This is a genomic window from Mycobacterium senriense, assembly GCF_019668465.1.
Taxonomy (GTDB): Bacteria; Actinomycetota; Actinomycetes; order Mycobacteriales; family Mycobacteriaceae; genus Mycobacterium; species Mycobacterium senriense.
The window spans coordinates 2,433,319-2,450,395 of record NZ_AP024828.1 but is presented as its reverse complement, the minus strand read 5'-3'; the positions used below and the strand labels follow the sequence as shown (position 1 = coordinate 2,450,395).

At 69.4% G+C, this 17,077-nt stretch carries 14 protein-coding genes, 1 tRNA gene and 1 pseudogene; 7 read left to right on the top strand and 9 right to left on the bottom strand.

The features are described from left to right. Nucleotides 1-41: 41 nt before the first annotated feature. The 3 genes from MTY59_RS11655 to MTY59_RS11645 are packed head-to-tail and all read left to right on the top strand — an operon-like array spanning nucleotide 42 to nucleotide 2,396. Entirely contained in the window at nucleotides 42-1,310 is a 1,269-nt protein-coding gene (locus MTY59_RS11655) for a hypothetical protein (RefSeq protein ID WP_221045770.1), read from the top strand. 35 nt (nucleotides 1,311-1,345) lie between these two features. Then, nucleotides 1,346-2,041 (top strand): glycosyltransferase family 2 protein, encoded by a 696-nt coding sequence (locus MTY59_RS11650; protein WP_221045769.1) that lies wholly within the window; start codon nucleotides 1,346-1,348, stop codon nucleotides 2,039-2,041. Between the two features lie 13 nt (nucleotides 2,042-2,054). After that, nucleotides 2,055-2,396, top strand: a complete 342-nt coding sequence (locus tag MTY59_RS11645; RefSeq protein WP_221045768.1) for a DUF2304 domain-containing protein — start codon at nucleotides 2,055-2,057, stop codon at nucleotides 2,394-2,396. On the opposite strand, the gene MTY59_RS11640 is transcribed toward MTY59_RS11645, so the two are convergent. Beyond that, nucleotides 2,393-3,337, bottom strand: coding sequence for an NAD-dependent epimerase/dehydratase family protein (locus tag MTY59_RS11640; protein WP_221045767.1), 945 nt, complete (start codon nucleotides 3,335-3,337; stop codon nucleotides 2,393-2,395). The two genes, MTY59_RS11645 and MTY59_RS11640, sit on opposite strands and share 4 nt — an antisense overlap. Here MTY59_RS11640 and MTY59_RS11635 point away from each other — a divergent pair. After that, a complete protein-coding gene (locus tag MTY59_RS11635) occupies nucleotides 3,303-5,120 on the top strand; it encodes a hypothetical protein (protein ID WP_221045766.1) in 1,818 nt (605 codons plus the stop codon). The two genes, MTY59_RS11640 and MTY59_RS11635, sit on opposite strands and share 35 nt — an antisense overlap. Before the next feature lie 4 nt (nucleotides 5,121-5,124). Here MTY59_RS11635 and MTY59_RS11630 read toward each other — a convergent pair. Beyond that, nucleotides 5,125-5,200 (bottom strand) — tRNA-Thr (locus MTY59_RS11630). Nucleotides 5,201-5,264: 64 nt separating this feature from the next. Further along, the gene (locus MTY59_RS11625; protein ID WP_221045765.1) at nucleotides 5,265-6,473 is read right to left on the bottom strand and encodes a DNA polymerase III subunit delta'; all 1,209 of its coding nucleotides are present in this window, start codon (nucleotides 6,471-6,473) and stop codon (nucleotides 5,265-5,267) included. Between the two features lie 154 nt (nucleotides 6,474-6,627). Between MTY59_RS11625 and MTY59_RS11620 the strand changes: the two genes are divergently transcribed. Beyond that, nucleotides 6,628-8,256: an adenylate/guanylate cyclase domain-containing protein gene (locus tag MTY59_RS11620; RefSeq protein ID WP_250160807.1), complete on the top strand. Its 1,629-nt coding sequence runs from the start codon at nucleotides 6,628-6,630 to the stop codon at nucleotides 8,254-8,256. 6 nt (nucleotides 8,257-8,262) lie between these two features. On the opposite strand, the gene topA is transcribed toward MTY59_RS11620, so the two are convergent. From topA to cspA, 3 genes are all read right to left on the bottom strand, one after another. Next, nucleotides 8,263-11,073, bottom strand: coding sequence for a type I DNA topoisomerase (gene topA, locus MTY59_RS11615; protein ID WP_221045764.1), 2,811 nt, complete (start codon nucleotides 11,071-11,073; stop codon nucleotides 8,263-8,265). Nucleotides 11,074-11,287: 214 nt separating this feature from the next. After that, nucleotides 11,288-11,887 carry a hypothetical protein gene (locus tag MTY59_RS11610; RefSeq protein WP_221045763.1) on the bottom strand — a complete coding sequence of 200 codons (600 nt, stop codon included), beginning with the start codon at nucleotides 11,885-11,887 and terminating at the stop codon, nucleotides 11,288-11,290. A 165-nt stretch (nucleotides 11,888-12,052) separates the two neighbouring features. Then, nucleotides 12,053-12,256, bottom strand: a complete 204-nt coding sequence (gene cspA, locus MTY59_RS11605) for a cold shock protein CspA (protein ID WP_007166602.1) — start codon at nucleotides 12,254-12,256, stop codon at nucleotides 12,053-12,055. Between the two features lie 283 nt (nucleotides 12,257-12,539). Between cspA and MTY59_RS11600 the strand changes: the two genes are divergently transcribed. Beyond that, the gene (locus tag MTY59_RS11600) at nucleotides 12,540-14,918 is read left to right on the top strand and encodes a DEAD/DEAH box helicase (protein WP_250160806.1); all 2,379 of its coding nucleotides are present in this window, start codon (nucleotides 12,540-12,542) and stop codon (nucleotides 14,916-14,918) included. Between the two features lie 249 nt (nucleotides 14,919-15,167). After that, entirely contained in the window at nucleotides 15,168-16,205 is a 1,038-nt protein-coding gene (locus MTY59_RS11595; protein ID WP_221045762.1) for a PAS domain-containing protein, read from the top strand. Here the strand turns inward: MTY59_RS11595 and MTY59_RS11590 are convergent. From MTY59_RS11590 to MTY59_RS11580, 3 genes and pseudogenes are all read right to left on the bottom strand, one after another. Beyond that, on the bottom strand, nucleotides 16,202-16,504 hold the full coding sequence (locus MTY59_RS11590) for an Rv3654c family TadE-like protein (protein ID WP_347881616.1): 303 nt from the start codon (nucleotides 16,502-16,504) through the stop codon (nucleotides 16,202-16,204). The two genes, MTY59_RS11595 and MTY59_RS11590, sit on opposite strands and share 4 nt — an antisense overlap. Before the next feature lie 40 nt (nucleotides 16,505-16,544). Next, a pseudogene (locus tag MTY59_RS11585) lies at nucleotides 16,545-16,838 on the bottom strand (TadE family type IV pilus minor pilin); the annotation flags it as partial. Nucleotides 16,839-16,861: 23 nt separating this feature from the next. Further along, a complete protein-coding gene (locus MTY59_RS11580; protein WP_221045760.1) occupies nucleotides 16,862-17,062 on the bottom strand; it encodes a DUF4244 domain-containing protein in 201 nt (66 codons plus the stop codon). Between the last annotated feature and the right edge of the window lie 15 nt (nucleotides 17,063-17,077).

Here is a 17,077-nt window from a genome sequence, read left to right as displayed (position 1 = left end):
GCGAAACATCGGGGCAGTCGGCCGAAAGCGCCGCGGACCCGATGACCGAGATCAGCGCCTCGCAGGGGCCGGTGGCGCGTGGCAGCATGGCCCGGGTCGGCACCGCCACCGCCGTCACGGCGTTGTGCGGTTACGCCGTAATCTATCTGGCCGCTCGTGACCTGGCGCCGAGCGGGTTCTCGATATTCGGCGTGTTCTGGGGGGCTTTCGGACTGGTCACCGGCGCGGCCAACGGCCTGCTGCAGGAAACCACCCGCGAAGTCCGCTCGACCCCCTACATCAGCGACCTGGCCGCACTGCCGGCGCACGGCGAGCCCCGCACCCACCCGATGCGCGTCGCGATGCTGGTCGGGATCGCCGCGGCCGTCCTGATCGCCGGCAGCTCCCCGCTGTGGAGCGGCCGGGTGTTCGTCGAGTCGCGGCTGCTGTCGGTGGCCCTGCTCAGCGTCGGGCTGGCCGGGTTCTGCGTGCACGCCACCCTGCTGGGCATGCTGGCCGGCACCAACCAGTGGACCCGCTACGGCGCGCTGATGGTGACCGATGCCGTCATTAGGGTGCTGGTGGCCGCGGCCACCGTGGCGCTGGGCTGGCGATTGGTCGGCTTCCTGTGGGCGACGGTGGCGGGCGCGGTCGCCTGGCTGCTCCTGCTGGTGGCCTCGCCGGCCACCCGGGCCACCGCCCGCCTGCTGACCCCGGGCGGCACCGCGACCTTCCTGCGCGGCGCGGCGCATTCGATCACCGCGGCCGGCGCCAGCGCCATCCTGGTGATGGGATTTCCGGTGCTGCTGAAGCTGACCAGCGCGGAGCTCGGCGCGCAGGGCGGGGTGATCATTCTGGCCGTCACGCTGACCCGCGCGCCGCTGCTGGTGCCGCTGACGGCCATGCAGGGCAACCTGATTGCCCATTTCGTCGACGAGCGCAGCGACCGGATCCGCGCGCTGCTCGCCCCGGCGGGGATCGTCGGGGCGATCGGCGCGGTCGGGGTGGTGGCCGCGGGTGTGGTGGGCCCGTGGCTGTTGCGGGTCGCGTTCGGGCCGCAGTACCACGCCAGCAGCGCCTTGCTGGCGTGGCTGACCGCGGCCGCGGTGGCGATCGCCATGCTGACACTGACCGGGGCGGCCGCCGTGGCCGCCGCCCTGCACCGCGCCTACTCGCTGGGTTGGGTGAGCGCCACGGTCGCGTCGGGACTGCTGCTGTTGCTGCCGCTGTCCCTGCAGACCCGGACCGTGGTCGGGCTGTTGTGCGGCCCGGTGGTGGGGATCGGCGTCCATCTACTGGCGCTGTCGCGCGCCGCGCGCTCTACCGGCTGATATGACCTGCACCAACGTGTACCTTGTGGGCTTAGATGGGTACTGAAACGGATGTCGTCTGGGTCGTCATTCCCGCCTTCAACGAAGCAGCTGTCATCGGCGAGGTGGTCGCCGATGTGCGCTCGGTGTTCGACCACGTCGTCTGCGTGGACGACGGCAGCGCCGACGACACCGGTGAGATCGCGCTGAGGGCCGGGGCTCACCTGGTGCGGCATCCGATCAACCTCGGGCAGGGCGCCGCCATCCAGACCGGCGTCGAGTACGCCCGCAGGCAGCCGGGGGCCCAGATCTTCGCCACCTTCGACGCCGACGGCCAGCACCGCGTCAAGGACCTGGCGACCATGGTGGACCGGTTGCGGGCCGGCGATGTGGACATCGTCATCGGCACCCGGTTCGGCACGCAACAAAGCGCCCGGCCGCCGTTCGTCAAGCGGATCGTGCTGCAGACCGCCGCGCGGTTGAGCCGGCGCGGCCGCCGGCTTGGCCTGACCGACACCAACAATGGGCTGCGGGTGTTCAACAAGAAGGTCGCCGACGGCCTGGACATCACCATGAGCGGCATGAGCCACGCCAACGAATTCATTATGCTGATCGACGAAAACCATTGGCGCGTCGCCGAAGAGCCGATCGAGGTGCTCTACACCGAGTACTCGAGGTCGAAGGGGCAACCCTTGCTCAACGGCGTCAACATCATTTTCGACGGGTTCCTGCGAGGACGGCTCCCGAGATGAAAAGGGTTAGAAAATGAACTGGATTCAGGTGCTGCTGATCGGGTCGATCGTCGCGCTGCTGGTCTATCTGCTGCGCTCACGCCGCAACGCGCGGTCCCGGGCCTGGGTCAAGGTGGGCTATGTGGTGTTCGTGCTGGGCGGCATCTACGCCGTGCTGCGACCCGACGACACCACGGTGGTGGCCCAGTGGTTCGGGGTGCGCCGCGGCACCGACCTGATGCTCTACGCGCTGATCATGGCGTTCTGCTTCACCACGCTCAGCACCTATATGCGGTTCAAGGACTTGGAGCTGCGCTATGCGCGGCTGGCCCGGGCGGTGGCGATGGACTCCGCCCAGGCGCCCGAGGTGGTCTAACCGGCCTGCGTCTGCCGGAAGAATTCCACCGTGCGGGCCACCCCGTCGGATAGCTCGACCTTCGGTTTCCAGCCCAGAACCTCTGCGGCCGAACCGATGTCGAGGCAGGAGCGCTTGAGGTCGCCGAGCCGCGGCGGCGCGAACTCCGGATCGTCGGGCCCCCCGACGGCGGCCGCCACCGCCGAATGCAATTGGCGGTCCGAGGTTTCGATGCCGGTGCCGATGTTGAAGCGCTGCCCGCCGCCGGCGTCCCCGGACGCCTTGACGAAGGCGTCCACGACGTCGTCGACGAACACGTAGTCGCGGGTGTTGCTGCCGTCGCCGAAGACCTTGGTGGGCTTACCCGAGAGCAGCGCCTGGGCGAAGATCGCCACCACGCCGGCCTCGCCGTGCGGATCCTGGCGGGGGCCATAGACATTCGCCGGAGCGATGTGTGAGCAGTCCAGGCCGTAGAGGTGCCGGAACGTGTTCAGGTAGATCTCGCCCGCCACCTTGCCCGCGGCATACGGCGACGCGGGGTCGGTCGGCACGGTCTCGGGGGTGGGGTACCGCGGCGGGGTGCCGTAGATGGATCCGCCCGAGGAGGTGTGCACGATCTTGCGGACCTGCGCCCGGCGGGCCGCCTCGGCCAGGCGCACCGTGCCGATGACGTTGACCGAGGCGTCGAACTGCGGGTCGGCCACCGAGTGCCGCACGTCGATCTGGGCGGCCAGGTGGAACACCACCTCCGGGCGGTGCTCGGTGAGGATGGCCTCCAGGTCGGCGGTCACGATGTCGGCCTCGACGAAGGCGTGAGCGGGATTGTCGGCCAGGTGCTCGAGGTTGGTCGCGCGGCCGGAGGCGAAGTTGTCCAGCCCCACCACCGCATGGCCGTCGGCTAACAGACGGTCGACTAGCGTCGAGCCGATGAATCCGGCCGCCCCGGTAACCAGTGCACGCACCGGCCCACCATACATAGCGATCGCGGCCGCCGCGCTTATCGCGGTGCAGCTGGCGGTGCGGGCGGTGCTGGCGTTCGGCGGCTACTTCTACTGGGACGACCTGATCCTCATCGGCAAGGCCGGCACCCACAACCTGCTCGCGCCGTCCTATCTGTTCGACGACCACGACGGGCACGTCATGCCGGGGGCATTTCTGGTCGCGGGCACCATCATCCGGCTGGCGCCGCTGAACTTGACCTGGCCGGCGGTCAGCCTGCTGGTGCTGCAACTGCTGGCGTCGCTGGCGTTGTTGCGCGCGCTGTACGTCATTCTGGGCTGGCGGCCGGTGCTGCTGATCCCGTTCACGTTCGCGTTGTTCACGCCGCTGGCCGTGCCCGGATTCGCCTGGTGGGCGGCGGCGCTGAACTCGCTGCCGATGCTGGCCGCGCTGGCCTGGGTGTGCGCCGACGCCATCCTGCTGGTACGCACCGGCAAACAGCGCTACGCCGTGACGGGGGTGCTGGTCTACTTCGGCGGGCTGTTGTTCTTCGAGAAGGCCGCGGTGATCCCGTTCGTCGCGTTCGCGGTGACCGCGTTGCTGTGTCACGTCACCGCCGATCGGGGCCTGGGGTCGGCGCTGGCCACGGTGTGGCGGGCCGGCCGGCGATTGTGGATCGCTGCGCTGGTCCTCACCGCGGCCTGGATCGCGCTGTATCTGGCGGTGGTCAACCAGCAGCGGTGGAGTTCCGACCTGTCGATGACGGGCCGGCTGCTGATGCGCTCCATCACGCACGGCATCGTGCCGGGGTTGGCCGGGGGGCCGTGGCACTGGGACCGGTGGGAGCCGGCCTCGCCGTGGGCGACGCCCCCGCCGTCGGTGATGGCGCTGGGCTGGCTGGTGCTGGCCGCGATCGCGGCCGTGTCGCTGCTGCGCAAGGAGCGCATCGGACCGGTGTGGCTGATCGCCGTCGGCTACGCCGTCGCCTGCCAGGTGCCGATCTACCTGATGCGGTCGTCGAAGCAGACCGCGCTGGAACTCGCGCAGACGCTGCGCTACCTGCCGGATCTGGTCGTGGTGCTGGCGCTGCTGGCCGCCGTGGCGTTGTGTGCCCCGAACCGGCAGACCGGCCCGCGCTGGCTGGACGCCTCGCCGAAACGCACCGCGGTGGTCGCGGTTTTGGCGGTGTTGTTCGCGGCCAGCAGCCTCTACTCGACGGCCACGTTTTTGACCAGCTGGCGCGACAACCCCGCCCAGCCCTATCTGCGCAACGCCCAGGCTTCGCTGGCCGCGGCCCACGCCGCCTCGGCCGTGCCGCTGCTGGACCAGGAGGTCGATCCGTTGGTGCTGCAGCGGGTGGCCGCACCGGAGAACCTGGCCAGCCACCTGTTCGCGCTGCTGCGGGAAAGACCCGAATTCACGCCCGCGACAACGCAATTGCGCATGTTCGACCGCTCGGGCCGGCTGATCAAGGCGCGGGTCACCTGGGTGCGGACCATCGCGCCCGGGCCGATCCCGCGGTGCGGCTACTTCGCCCAGCCGGACAAGCCGGCCCGCCTGGTCCTCAACGGCCCGCTGCTGCCCGCCGACTGGACCGTGGAACTGAACTACCTGGCCAACAGCGACGGCTCGATGACGCTGAAGATGACGCAGGGCCCCGAGGTCAAGGTGCCGGTGCACCCAGGACTCAACCGGGTCTTCGCCAGGCTGCCGGGCGCCGGCGACGCGATCACCGTGCGCGCCAACACCACCGCGCTGGCGTTGTGCCTCGCGTCGGGCCCGGTGGGCTTCGTCGCGCCCGCGTAAAAGATGGAGCCGCCTGGGGGAATCGAACCCCCGACCTATTCATTACGAGTGAATCGCTCTACCGACTGAGCTAAGGCGGCATACCCGCACGCCGGGCGGCACGAGTCTACGGCAGAAGGGCAGGCACTCCCAAGCCGCCCGCAATCAGTCGCGCAGTTCCTGGCCGATGGTGGCGACCATGGCGTCGACGGCGAACTTCTGCTTGACGTTGATCGCCAGCGCCTCGCGGCATTCGAGCACCGCTTCGATGCAACGCAGCAGCCGCGCGGGCGGGGCGTGGGCGGCCAGCGCCGCGACCTTCTCGGCCATATCCGGATGATTGGCGGACACCGCCCCCGCGTGGGCAGAGGTCATCAGCGCGTCCCGGAAATAGGTGGCCAGGTCGATCAGCGCACGGTCCAGTGCGTCGCGCGAGGCCCGGGTCTGCCGCGACTTCTGCCGTCGCTCAAGGTCCTTCATCGCCCCGGCCGCGCCGCGCATCGCGCCCGCGGTGCCCTTGCCGGTGCCGCCGGCACCCAGGGCGGTGCGCAGTTCCTCGGTCTCGGCCTCGGCGCGGCCCGCGGTCAGCACGACGGCCTCGGCCTCGGCCGCGGCCACCAGCTCTTCGGCGGCGGCGTAGGCCCGCGACGGGGTCGCGGCATCGCGTACCAGCGACAGCGACCGCTCCCGGCGCTCCCTGGCCTCGGGGTCGGTGGCCAGCCGGCGCGCCCGGCCCACGTGGCCGCCGCTGACCGACGCCGCCCAGCTCGCCGTGTCCGGGCTCAGGCCGTCGCTGTCGACCAGCACGTGCGCGATCGCCTCGGTCGACGGCGTCACCAGCGCCACATGCCGGCACCGGGAGCGCAGCGTGATGGCGATGTCCTCGGGATCCACCGACGGCGCGCACAGCAGGAACACCGTCGACGGCGGCGGTTCCTCGACCACCTTCAGCAGGGCGTTGGCGGCGCCCTCGGTCAGCCGATCGGCGTCCTCGATCACCACGACCTGCCAGTGCCCGGTGGCCGGGCGTCGCGACGCGATCTGCACGATCGACCGCATCTCGTCGACCCCGATGGACAGGCCTTCGGGAATCACCCGCCGCACGTCGGCGTGGGTGCCGGCCATGGTCGTCGTGCACGCGTGGCAGCGCCCGCAGCCCGGGTCCCCGTCTGACGTGCACTGCAGCGCGGCGGCGAAGCACAGCGCCGCCACCGACCGCCCCGAACCCGGCGGACCGGTGATCAGCCACGCATGTGTCATAGTCCCGGCGCCCACCGCGTTGTGGCCTGAGTCACCACGAGCGGCTCGGGCGGCGGCCAGCAGCTCGGCCGTCACCGCGTCCTGGCCTACCAGCCGCGTAAACACCCCGGACATCACCGGTAACAGTAGTGGCGCTGCCGACAGATACCGAACGGCCACCGTACCGCGACCATTCCGTTATCTTCGGCGTCGGCGACTGTACCCGAACGACCTGCCGAGATCCTTATTAAGTTTCCGGGAGGTCGGCGGTGACCGATACGGTGGGTTAGTGACAACGGCGGCGGCACTACCGGGGCGGATCAGCGCATTCGTCCGCTGGGTGATGCGCACGCCGTGGCCGCTGTTCTCGCTGAGCATGCTGCAGGCCGACATCATCGGCGCCCTGTTCGTGCTCGGCTTCCTCCGCTACGCGCTGCCGCCCGAGGACCGCATCCAGTTGCAGGATCTGCCGGTCTTGAACGTGGCGATCTTCGCCACCGCGCTGGTGGTCGTCTTCCTCACCGGGTTGGCCGTGACGCTGCGGCTGCTGATGCCGGTGTTCCGGTGGCAGCGCCGCGACAACATGCTCGCCGAGGCCGATCCGGCGGCCACCGAACTGGCCCGCAGCCGCGCGCTGCGAATGCCGTTCTACCGCACCCTGATCAGCATCGTGGCCTGGGCCATCGGCAGCGTGGTGTTCATCATCGCCAGCTGGTCGGTGGCCCGATACGCCGCGCCCGTGGTCGCGGTGTCCACCGGGCTCGGCGCCGCGGCCACCTCGATCATCGGCTACCTGCAGTCCGAACGGGTGTTGCGGCCGGTGGCGGTGGCCGCCCTGCGCAGCGGGGTGCCCGAGAACGTCAAGGCGCCCGGCGTCATCCTGCGGCAGATCCTGACCTGGATGCTGTCCACCGCCGTGCCGGTGCTGGCGATCGTGCTGGCGGTGGTGGCCGACAAGACGTCGCTGCTGCACGCCACCCCGGAGAAGCTGTTCACGCCCATCCTGTTGCTGGCGGTGGCGGCGCTGGGCATCGGGCTGGTCAGCACGCTGCTGGTGGCCATGTCGATCGCCGACCCGCTGCGCCAGCTGCGCTGGGCGCTCTCCGAGGTGCAGCGCGGAAACTACAACGCGCACATGCAGATCTACGACGCCAGCGAGCTGGGCCTGCTGCAGGCGGGCTTCAACGACATGGTCCGCGACCTGTCCGAGCGGCAGCGGCTGCGTGACCTGTTCGGCCGCTACGTCGGCGAGGACGTGGCCCGCCGGGCGCTGGAGCGCGGCACCGAACTGGGCGGCCAGGAGCGCGATGTCGCGGTGTTGTTCGTGGACCTGGTCGGCTCCACCCAGCTGGCCTCGACCCGGCCGCCCGCCGAGGTCGTCCACCTGCTCAACGAGTTCTTCCGGGTGGTCGTGGACACCGTTGGCAAGCATGGTGGTTTCGTCAACAAGTTCCAGGGTGACGCCGCGCTGGCCATCTTCGGCGCGCCGATCGAGCACCCCGACTCACCCGGTGGCGCGCTGGCCGCGGCCCGGGAACTGCACGACGCGCTGCTGCCGGTGATCGGTTCGGCGGAGTTCGGCATCGGGGTGTCATCCGGGCGGGCCATCGCCGGTCACATCGGCGCGCAGGCCCGCTTCGAGTACACGGTGATCGGCGACCCGGTCAACGAGGCCGCCCGGCTGACCGAACTCGCCAAGCTGGAGCCCGGCCACGTGCTCGCGTCGGCCATCGCGGTCAGCGGGGCGCTGGACGCCGAGGCCCTGTGCTGGGACGTCGGCGAGGTGGTCGAGCTGCGCGGCCGTCGGGCGCCCACCCAATTGGCGCGTCCGGTGAACCTGGCCGGCACCCCGGACTCGGACGCCCCTCGGGCTCGCGCCGAAGAGATGTCCGGCGAGGCCATCGGCCCGGGCTATTGAGCCGGATCAGCTGCGCTTGGCGGCCTTCTTCGCCGCCGCCTTCTTGGCCGGGGCCTTGCGGGTCGTCTTCTTGGCGGGACGCTTGGCCGGGCCACGAGCCCGGCGATCGGCCAGCAGTTCGGCGGCGCGCTCGTCGGTGATCGATAAGACGTCGTCGCCCTTGCGCAAGCTGGCGTTGGTCTCACCGTCGGTGACGTACGGACCGAACCGGCCATCCTTGATCACCATCGGCTTGCCCGTCGCCGGATCGGCGCCCAGCTCACGCAACGGCGGCGCAGCGGCGCCTTGCCTGCCACGGCGTTTGGGCTCGGCGTAGATCTTCAAAGCTTCCTCGAGGGTGATGTCGAACATCTGCTCCTCGGTCGCCAGCGAGCGAGAATCGGTGCCGCGCTTCAGATATGGGCCGTAGCGGCCGTTCTGCGCGGTGATCTCCTCGCCGGAGGCGGGGTCGACGCCGACCACCCGCGGCAACGAAAGAAGCCGCAGCGCATCCTCGAGCGTGACCGTCTGCAAGTCCATGGTGCGCAGCAACGACCCGGTGCGGGGCTTGGGACCGGTGGGCTTCTTGCCCTTCTTCGCCGGCGCGGCGCTGCCGTCGTCGTCAGGCGGTGGCTCCGGCAGGACCTCGGAAACGTATGGGCCGTAACGTCCGTCCTTCGCGACGATCTCGTGACCGGTTTCCGGGTCCACCCCCAGCACGCGACCCTCTTGCGGCGTCGCGAACAGCTGCTCGGCCACCTCCAGCGTCAGCTCATCGGGGGTCAGCGAGTCGTTGAGGTTGGCGCGCTGCGGCTTGGGCTCGCCGTCGTCGCCGGTCACCATGCGTTCCAGATACGGCCCGTTCTTGCCCACCCGGACGTACACCGGCCGGCCCTGCTCGTCGTCAAAGAGCCTGATGGAGTTGACTTCTCGCGCGTCGATGCCTTCGAGGTTGACGCCGACGAGTTTCTTCAGGCCACCGGAGCGCGCCACCGAGTCGGCCACCCCGTGCTCGCCGCCGAAATAGAAGTTGTTGAGCCAGTCGGTGCGTCGTTCCTGTCCCGAGGCGATCGCGTCGAGCTCGTCTTCCATCGCGGCGGTGAAGTCGTAATCGACCAGGCGGCCGAAATGCTGTTCCAGCAAACCGGTTACGGCGAAAGCCACCCAGGACGGCACCAGCGCGCTGCCCTTCTTGTGCACATAGCCGCGGTCCTGGATGGTCTTGATGATCGACGAGTACGTCGATGGGCGGCCGATGCCCAGCTCTTCGAGCGCCTTGACCAGTGACGCCTCGGTGTAACGCGCCGGCGGATTGGTGGCGTGGCCGTCGGGGGTCAGTTCGATGGCATCCAGCCGCTGGCCCTGGGTCAGCTGCGGCAACCGGCTCTCGGCGTCGTCGGCCTCGCCGCCGGCCAATTCGTCCACCGTCTCCACGTAGGCCTTCAAGAAGCCCGCGAACGTGATGGTGCGGCCGCTGGCCGAGAACACGACCTCGCGGCCGGCCGATTGGCCGTTGATCCGCAGGCTCAGGGTGGTGCCGCGGGCGTCGGCCATCTGCGAGGCCACCGTGCGCTGCCAGATCAGCTCGTAGATGCGGAATTCGTCGCCGTCGAGTTCGCGGCGCACCGCGTCCGGGGTCGCGAACGTCTCACCCGCGGGGCGGATGGCCTCGTGAGCCTCCTGGGCGTTCTTGACCTTGCGGGTGTACTGGCGCGGCGACGGGGACACGTACTCGGCGCCGTAGAGCTGGCGGGCCTGGGTGCGCGCGGCATTGATCGCGGACTCCGACAGCGTGGTGGAGTCGGTACGCATATAGGTGATGTAGCCGTTCTCGTAGAGCCGCTGGGCGATGCTCATCGTGCGCTCGGAGGAGAACCGCAACTTGCGGCCGGCTTCCTGCTGCAGCGTCGAGGTCATGAACGGCGCATATGGGCGCCGGGTGTAGGGCTTTTCCTCGACCGATGCGACGGTGAGCTGGGCGCCGCGCAGACCCGCCGCCAGCTGTGTGGCGCTCGCCTCGTCGAGAATGGTGACCTCATTGGCCTTGCGCAGCTGCCCCAGCGAGTCGAAGTCGCGGCCGGCGGCCACCCGCAGTCCGTCGACGCCGGTCAGGCGGGCGGTGAAGGTGGGCGGCGACGCCTGCGGGTCGGACACGCTGGCGTCAAGCTGGGCCACGATGTCCCAGTAGGAGGCGCTGCGAAACGCCATGCGGTCGCGTTCGCGCTGCACGATGATGCGGGTGGCCACCGATTGCACCCGGCCCGCCGAGAGCTTCGGCGCGACCTTCTTCCACAGCACGGGGCTGACCTCGTAGCCGTACAGGCGGTCCAGGATGCGCCGGGTTTCCTGCGCGTCGACCAGGTCGATGTCCAGGTCGCGGGGGTTCTCGGCGGCCTCGAGGATGGCCGGCTCGGTGATCTCGTGGAACACCATCCGCTTGACCGGGATGTTCGGCTTCAGGGTTTCCAGCAGGTGCCAGGCGATCGCTTCGCCCTCGCGGTCACCATCCGTGGCCAGATAGAGCTCGTCGACTTCCTTGAGCAGCCCCTTGAGTTCGGTGACCGTGCTCTTCTTCTCTGGGCTGATGATGTACAGCGGTTCGAAGTCCGCATCGACGTTGACCCCGAGGCGGGCCCAGGGCTCCGACTTGAATTTCGCCGGCACGTCGGCGGCGGCCCGGGGCAGGTCGCGGATGTGACCGCGCGACGACTCGACGATGTACCTGGAGCCCAGGTAGCTGGCCAGTTTGCGCGCCTTGGTGGGCGACTCGACGATCACGAGTCGCCGGCGGCTGCCATTCCCGCCGCTGCCGGTGTCCTTTAGTTTCGGGTCAGCCAACTGCCCTTACGCTCCATCCGTGATTGGTCCCCCCTGCGAGACCACCTGCAGGAAGAATGACAGGTCGGCATCGAAAATTCCGGTGAAATTCAGGTACGCAACCGTTCCTTCGCCCTGCGGCATCTGACAATTTCGCACCCTTGGCCGGGCCTGCGCAAACTGACAACCGCGAAAATGACGGAAAGCCGACACAATTTCGGGCGTTGTCCCCAGCCTAGACTCGCGGCCACCGCGATAGCGCCTCATCGCCGCCGGGCGCCTCGCCCACGTTCTCTACCAGGCGCGATAGCCTGCGGCGCCCGCTGATCCGCAGCGCCGGCCGGCCACCGCGGGTGCCGATCAGGGTGGGCGCGATGCCGACGCGCATCAATGCGGACGCCAACGGCGAGTGCGTGTCCGGCGCGTGCGGGTCCAATGCCAGCAGGTAGTGCTCGCCCTCGGGATTTCCGCCCGCCAACGTCCACGCCCGCAGCTCGCGCGGCCCGGGCAGCCAGCGCGGCGGCACGGTCTTGACCGCACCGCGCGTCCATTCGGTGGCCAGCGTGCTCAATGAGGGATCTACCGCCGTGCGCACCAGCGGGGTGTCCTCGTCGGTCCGGCTGATTTCGGCCACCAGGCCCGCCTCCCGGATCATCTCGGCGAGTGCGGAGGCCCGCCAGGTCTGGTCCACGACCACCGACAGCCGCGCGCCCGCGACCCGACTCTCACCGGTGGCACCCACGGTGACGATCTGCCCGGACGCCGCCAGCACCCCGGAAAGATCGGCGACCGCGGGCGGCACCGACTCCGCTGTAAAGAAGGAAAGCTGGCTCACGCCACCGACAGTAGGCCAGGGGGCCCACCCGCGTCTTGAGGTGATCGGCGCGGCGTCCCGGGCCAACGGCGACGCGCACCTGGTCGCGGCGGTAGATGAGGAAACCCCCCGGCCGGACCCGCTGGGCGGGTCTGCGCGGGGGGCGTCCGTTCAGGTCTGCTCGGTCTAGACGGAGCGGACTCCGGTGGCCTGGGGGCCCTTAGGGCTGTGGCCGATCTCGAACTCGACCTTCTGGTTCTCTTCGAGGGTGCGGAAGCCCGAACCCTGGATCTCCGTGTAGTGGACAAACACATCAGCGGAACCGTCTTCGGGGGCGATGAAACCGAAGCCCTTCTCCGCGTTGAACCACTTCACAGTTCCCTGTGGCATCTCTCGATCTTTCCTTTTCTTCTGGGTGCGGAGCATCGCCTTTCGATGCCCCGGGCCTGGTACGACCGCCATACCTCGCTGAGTCGCCGGAACTTCACCCGACCGATTAACCTCGCAGGAACCGCGGCCGCAACGTCGATCCTGCGAAAGTTTTACACGAACACAGAAGCTGCGACCGCAAATAGTCAACCATGTTCATCGCGTCGGCGACAGACTTGTGTCTGCCGCCGATTCGAAGGCCGATTTGAAGGCCGAATTCACGACGGACCTCGGGGGGAGTGAGATGGCGAGTTTCGGCAGCGACCTGCTTGCCGCCGCGCTCGCCGGAACAGCGTCGGACGAGCATCCGCTGCGTCACGTCGCCGAATTGCCACCGCGCGGCGGCCGGCCGCGGGATTGGCCGGCCTGGGCCGAGTCCGACGTGGTCGGCGCGTTCGCCGACCGTGGGATCAAATCACCGTGGTCGCACCAGTTCGCGGCCGCGGACCTGGCGTACGCGGGCCGTCACGTGGTGCTCAGCACCGGTACCGCATCGGGTAAGTCACTGGCCTACCAGCTTCCGGTCCTCAACGCGTTGGCGACCGATCCGCGGGCCCGGGTGCTCTACCTCTCGCCCACCAAAGCGTTGGGCCACGACCAATTGCGGGCCGCGCACGCGCTCACCGCGGCGATTCCGCGGCTGCACGACGTCGCGCCCACCGCCTACGACGGCGACAGCCCAACCGAGGTCCGACGCTTCGCGCGGGAACGTTCGCGGTGGTTGTTCTCCAACCCCGACATGATCCATTTGTCGATCTTGCGCAATCACGCCCGTTGGGGCGTCCTGTTGCGCGGTCTTCGCTTCGTGATTGTCGACGAATGCCATTACTACCGTGGGGTTTTCGGTTCCAACGTGGCGATGGTGCTGCGCCGCCTGCTGCGGTTGTGCGCCCGCTATTCGTCGTCGCCGACGGTGATCTTCGCCAGCGCGACAACGGATTCGCCCGGCGCGACGGCCGCCGAACTCATCGGGCTGCCGGTCGAGGAGGTCACCGAGGACGGTTCACCGCAGGGCGCCCGGACGGTGGCGCTGTGGGAGCCCGCGCTGCGGGCCGACCTGACCGGCGAGAACGGCGCGCCGGTGCGCCGCTCGGCCGGTGCCGAGGCGGCGCGCGTGATGGCCGACCTGATCGCCGAGGGCGCTCAGACACTGACGTTCGTGCGGTCGCGCCGGGCCGCGGAATTGACCGCGCTGGGCGCCCAGGCCAGGTTGGACGACATCGCCCCGGAGCTGTCCCGACAAGTCGCCTCGTATCGGGCCGGTTACCTCGCGGAGGACCGCACCGCCCTGGAGCGCGCGCTGGCCGAGGGCCGGCTGCGGGGTCTGGCCACCACCAACGCGCTCGAACTTGGCGTGGACATCGCCGGACTGGACGCGGTGGTGCTCGCCGGTTTCCCGGGCACGGTCGCCTCGTTCTGGCAGCAGGCAGGCCGGTCCGGGCGGCGCGGCCAGGGCGCACTGGTGGTGCTGGTGGCCCGCGACGATCCGCTGGACACCTATCTGGTGCACAACCCCGCCGCGCTGCTGGACAAGCCGGTCGAGCGGGTCGTGATCGACCCGGCCAATCCCTACATCCTGGGGCCCCAGTTGCTTTGCGCGGCAACCGAACTGCCGCTGGACGAAGCGGAGGTCCGCGCCCTCGACGCCACCGAGGTGGCCGACGGCCTGGTCGACGACGGGCTGCTGCGGCGCCGCGGTGGCAAGTACTTTCCGGTGCCCGGCCTGGAACCCCATGCCGCGGTGGACATCCGGGGCTCGGCGGGCGGCCAGATCGTCATCGTGGAGGCCGACACCGGAAGGCTGCTGGGCAGCGCCGACGCCGGGCAGGCGCCGGCCACCGTCCACCCCGGCGCGGTGTACCTGCACCAAGGCGACAGCTACGTGGTGGACTCGCTGGACACCGAGGAAGGCATCGCGTTCGTGCACGCCGAGGACCCCGGTTACGCGACGTTCGCGCGCGAGATCACCGATATCACCGTCACCGGAACCGGCGAGCGCCTGACGTTCGGGCCGGTCACGCTGGGCCTGGTGCCGGTCAGGGTCACCCATCAAGTGGTGGGGTATCTGCGCCGGCGGCTCTCCGGGGAGGTGATCGACTTCATCGAATTGGACATGCCGGAACACACCCTGGCCACCACGGCAGTGATGTACACCATCACCGCAGATGCTCTGCAGCGCAAGGGCGTTGAGGCGACGCGCATCCCCGGAGCGTTACACGCCGCCGAACACGCGGCGATCGGGCTGCTGCCGCTGGTGGCCAGCTGCGATCGCGGCGACATCGGTGGGCTGTCCACCGCCGTCGGGCCCGATCCCTTGGGCCTGCCCAGCGTCTTCGTCTATGACGGTTACCCGGGGGGCGCGGGATTCGCCGAACGGGGCTTTCGCCAGGCCCGCATCTGGCTGGGTGCGACAGCAGCCGCCATCGAAGCATGCGAGTGCCCCCGGGGATGCCCGTCGTGCGTGCAGTCCCCCAAGTGCGGCAACGGCAACGACCCGCTCGACAAGGCGGGCGCGGTGCTGGTGCTGAAGCTGGTCCTCGCAGAGCTGGCGCAGGGGCCCGGGAGAACAATTTCCGCGGACGACCGACCCCTCGACGGTCGACCCAGCGGATTTGCCTCGTGACGCCCACGCCAAGAACGCGTTTCCTGCTGCTCGAGAAATGGCGGCGTGCTGTCGCGCTGAACGATAAAACGATTACGTGTGCGCCGGCCGCAATCCCGACAATGCGGACGCAGCAGGAAAGTACCAAGGCCCCGACGGCATCGCAAGCACAACGGACGCCGGTGACGACTGCCGGCTGCGGAGGCCTTCGGCGCCCGGCGAATCGGACGCACTCCCCCAGATCCGTCGCCTCCCCGTAAAATCAGCCGCATGGCCCACGACTGGTTGCTCGTGGAGACACTCGGGGGGGATCCCACCGTGGTGGCGCAGGGCCGCCAACTCAAAAATCTCGTCCCCATCACCACCTTCCTGCGCCGCAGTCCCTTTCTGGCCGCGGTTCGCACGGCGATCGCCGAGTCGGTGCAGACCGGCCAGGCCCTGACCAGCATCACGACCAAGCGGGACCGCATCATTCGCACCGAACCGGTGGTGATGTCCGACGGCTTCATCCACGGCGTGCACGTCTGGACCGGTCCCTCCGACGTCGAGCCGCCCGAGCGGCCGATCCCGGGGCCGCTGAAGTGGGACCTGACCCTGGGCGTGGCCACCGACACCCGCGAATCGCTGATCAACAGCGGGAAGAATCCCGAAGTCGAGGTCACCTTCGGCAGGGCCTTCGCCGAAGACCTCCCATCCCGCGAACTCAACCCGAACGAAACCAAAGTGCTGGCGATGGCGGTCAAAGCCAAGCCCGACCAAACACTGTGCAGCACCTGGGATCTCACCGACTGGCGGGGTGAGGCGATCCGGATAGGTTTTGTCGCACGCACGATTCTGGAACCGGGGCCCGACGGCCGGGAGCACTTGGTGGCGCGGGCGATGAACTGGCAGTCCGAGTTCAGGGGCCCGGAGGTATCAACCGATGATCTGGCGCAACGGATCCTCAGCGGTCTGGCCCAGGCCGGGGTGCACCGGGCGCTGATCGACCTCAATACCTGGTCGTTGCTGAAATGGCTCGACGAGCCCTGCGCGTTCTACGACTGGCGCAGCAGTGAGACGGGCAAGCCCCGGGTTCACCCCGATGACCAAGACCTGATGTCCACCATGACAACGGAATTCAGTGGGGGTGCCACCAGCCGGGTGTTGCGGATGCCGGGGCACAACGGGGATTGGGTGCCCGTGCACGTCACCGTCAACCGGGTGGAACTCGAACCGGATACGTACGCCGGACTGGTCTCGCTGCGCCTGCCCACCGACGAGGAATTGACCACCGCGGGATTGTCGCCGAGCCCCGACGCCGCGCCCTAGTCGACTTCTCCCGTCGCCGGCCCCGCCCGCGCGGCGGCCCGCGCCGCGCCGCCGAACGCGATGGTCACCCTCGCGGTGACGATGACATCGAGACCGTCGACCGTACAGCCGATGTCGTCGACCCGCATCTGTCGTGCCACGCCCGCGGCACTGCCGCAGGCCGCATCCACTCCGGAGGTCAGCCGCGCCGCGCCCGCCAAGGCGGCCAGGTCGGCGACCGCCTGTGCGCGGTGTCGCGCCACCACCGCCGAGCCCAGGTACGCGCCGGCGCCGGTCACCGCCAGCAGCACCATGATCATCCAGGCGGCGACCAGCGTGGCCGAGCCCCGCTCACCGCGACGGCTCGGCAGCCGAGACCGCTCTGGCCGCAATGTCGATGGTGGGCAACAACTTCGAATGCGCGACGACGGTGGCCACCAGGAAGTCGCCGTCGCGGCGCAGGTCGACTCGCGCACCACCGGGCGCCAGCCGGCGCGCGGTGGCCACCGCGGACCGTTCGTCGCCGCGCGCCGCCAACCGGGCCGCTTCGCGCGCGGCGTCGACGCAGCGCACCTGCATCGACACCGCGCTGACACCGGCCAGGCACAGCACCAGCACCACCACAAGCGCGGCGATGCCCAGTGCCGCCTCCACGGTGGAGGCACCGGCATCACCTGCTACACCTTGGTGTTGAGCGCACGACCGATGATGTTGGTCAGCGCCGAGACGATCGAATCGCCGGTGACGACGGTGTAGAGCACCGCGCCGAAGGCGGCCGCCGCGATGGTGCCGATGGCGTACTCGACCGTCGACATGCCCGACTCGTCGGTCACCAGCACGGCCACGCGTGCCGAGAATTGGCGAAACATGTTGAGCATCAATCGTTTCCTTTC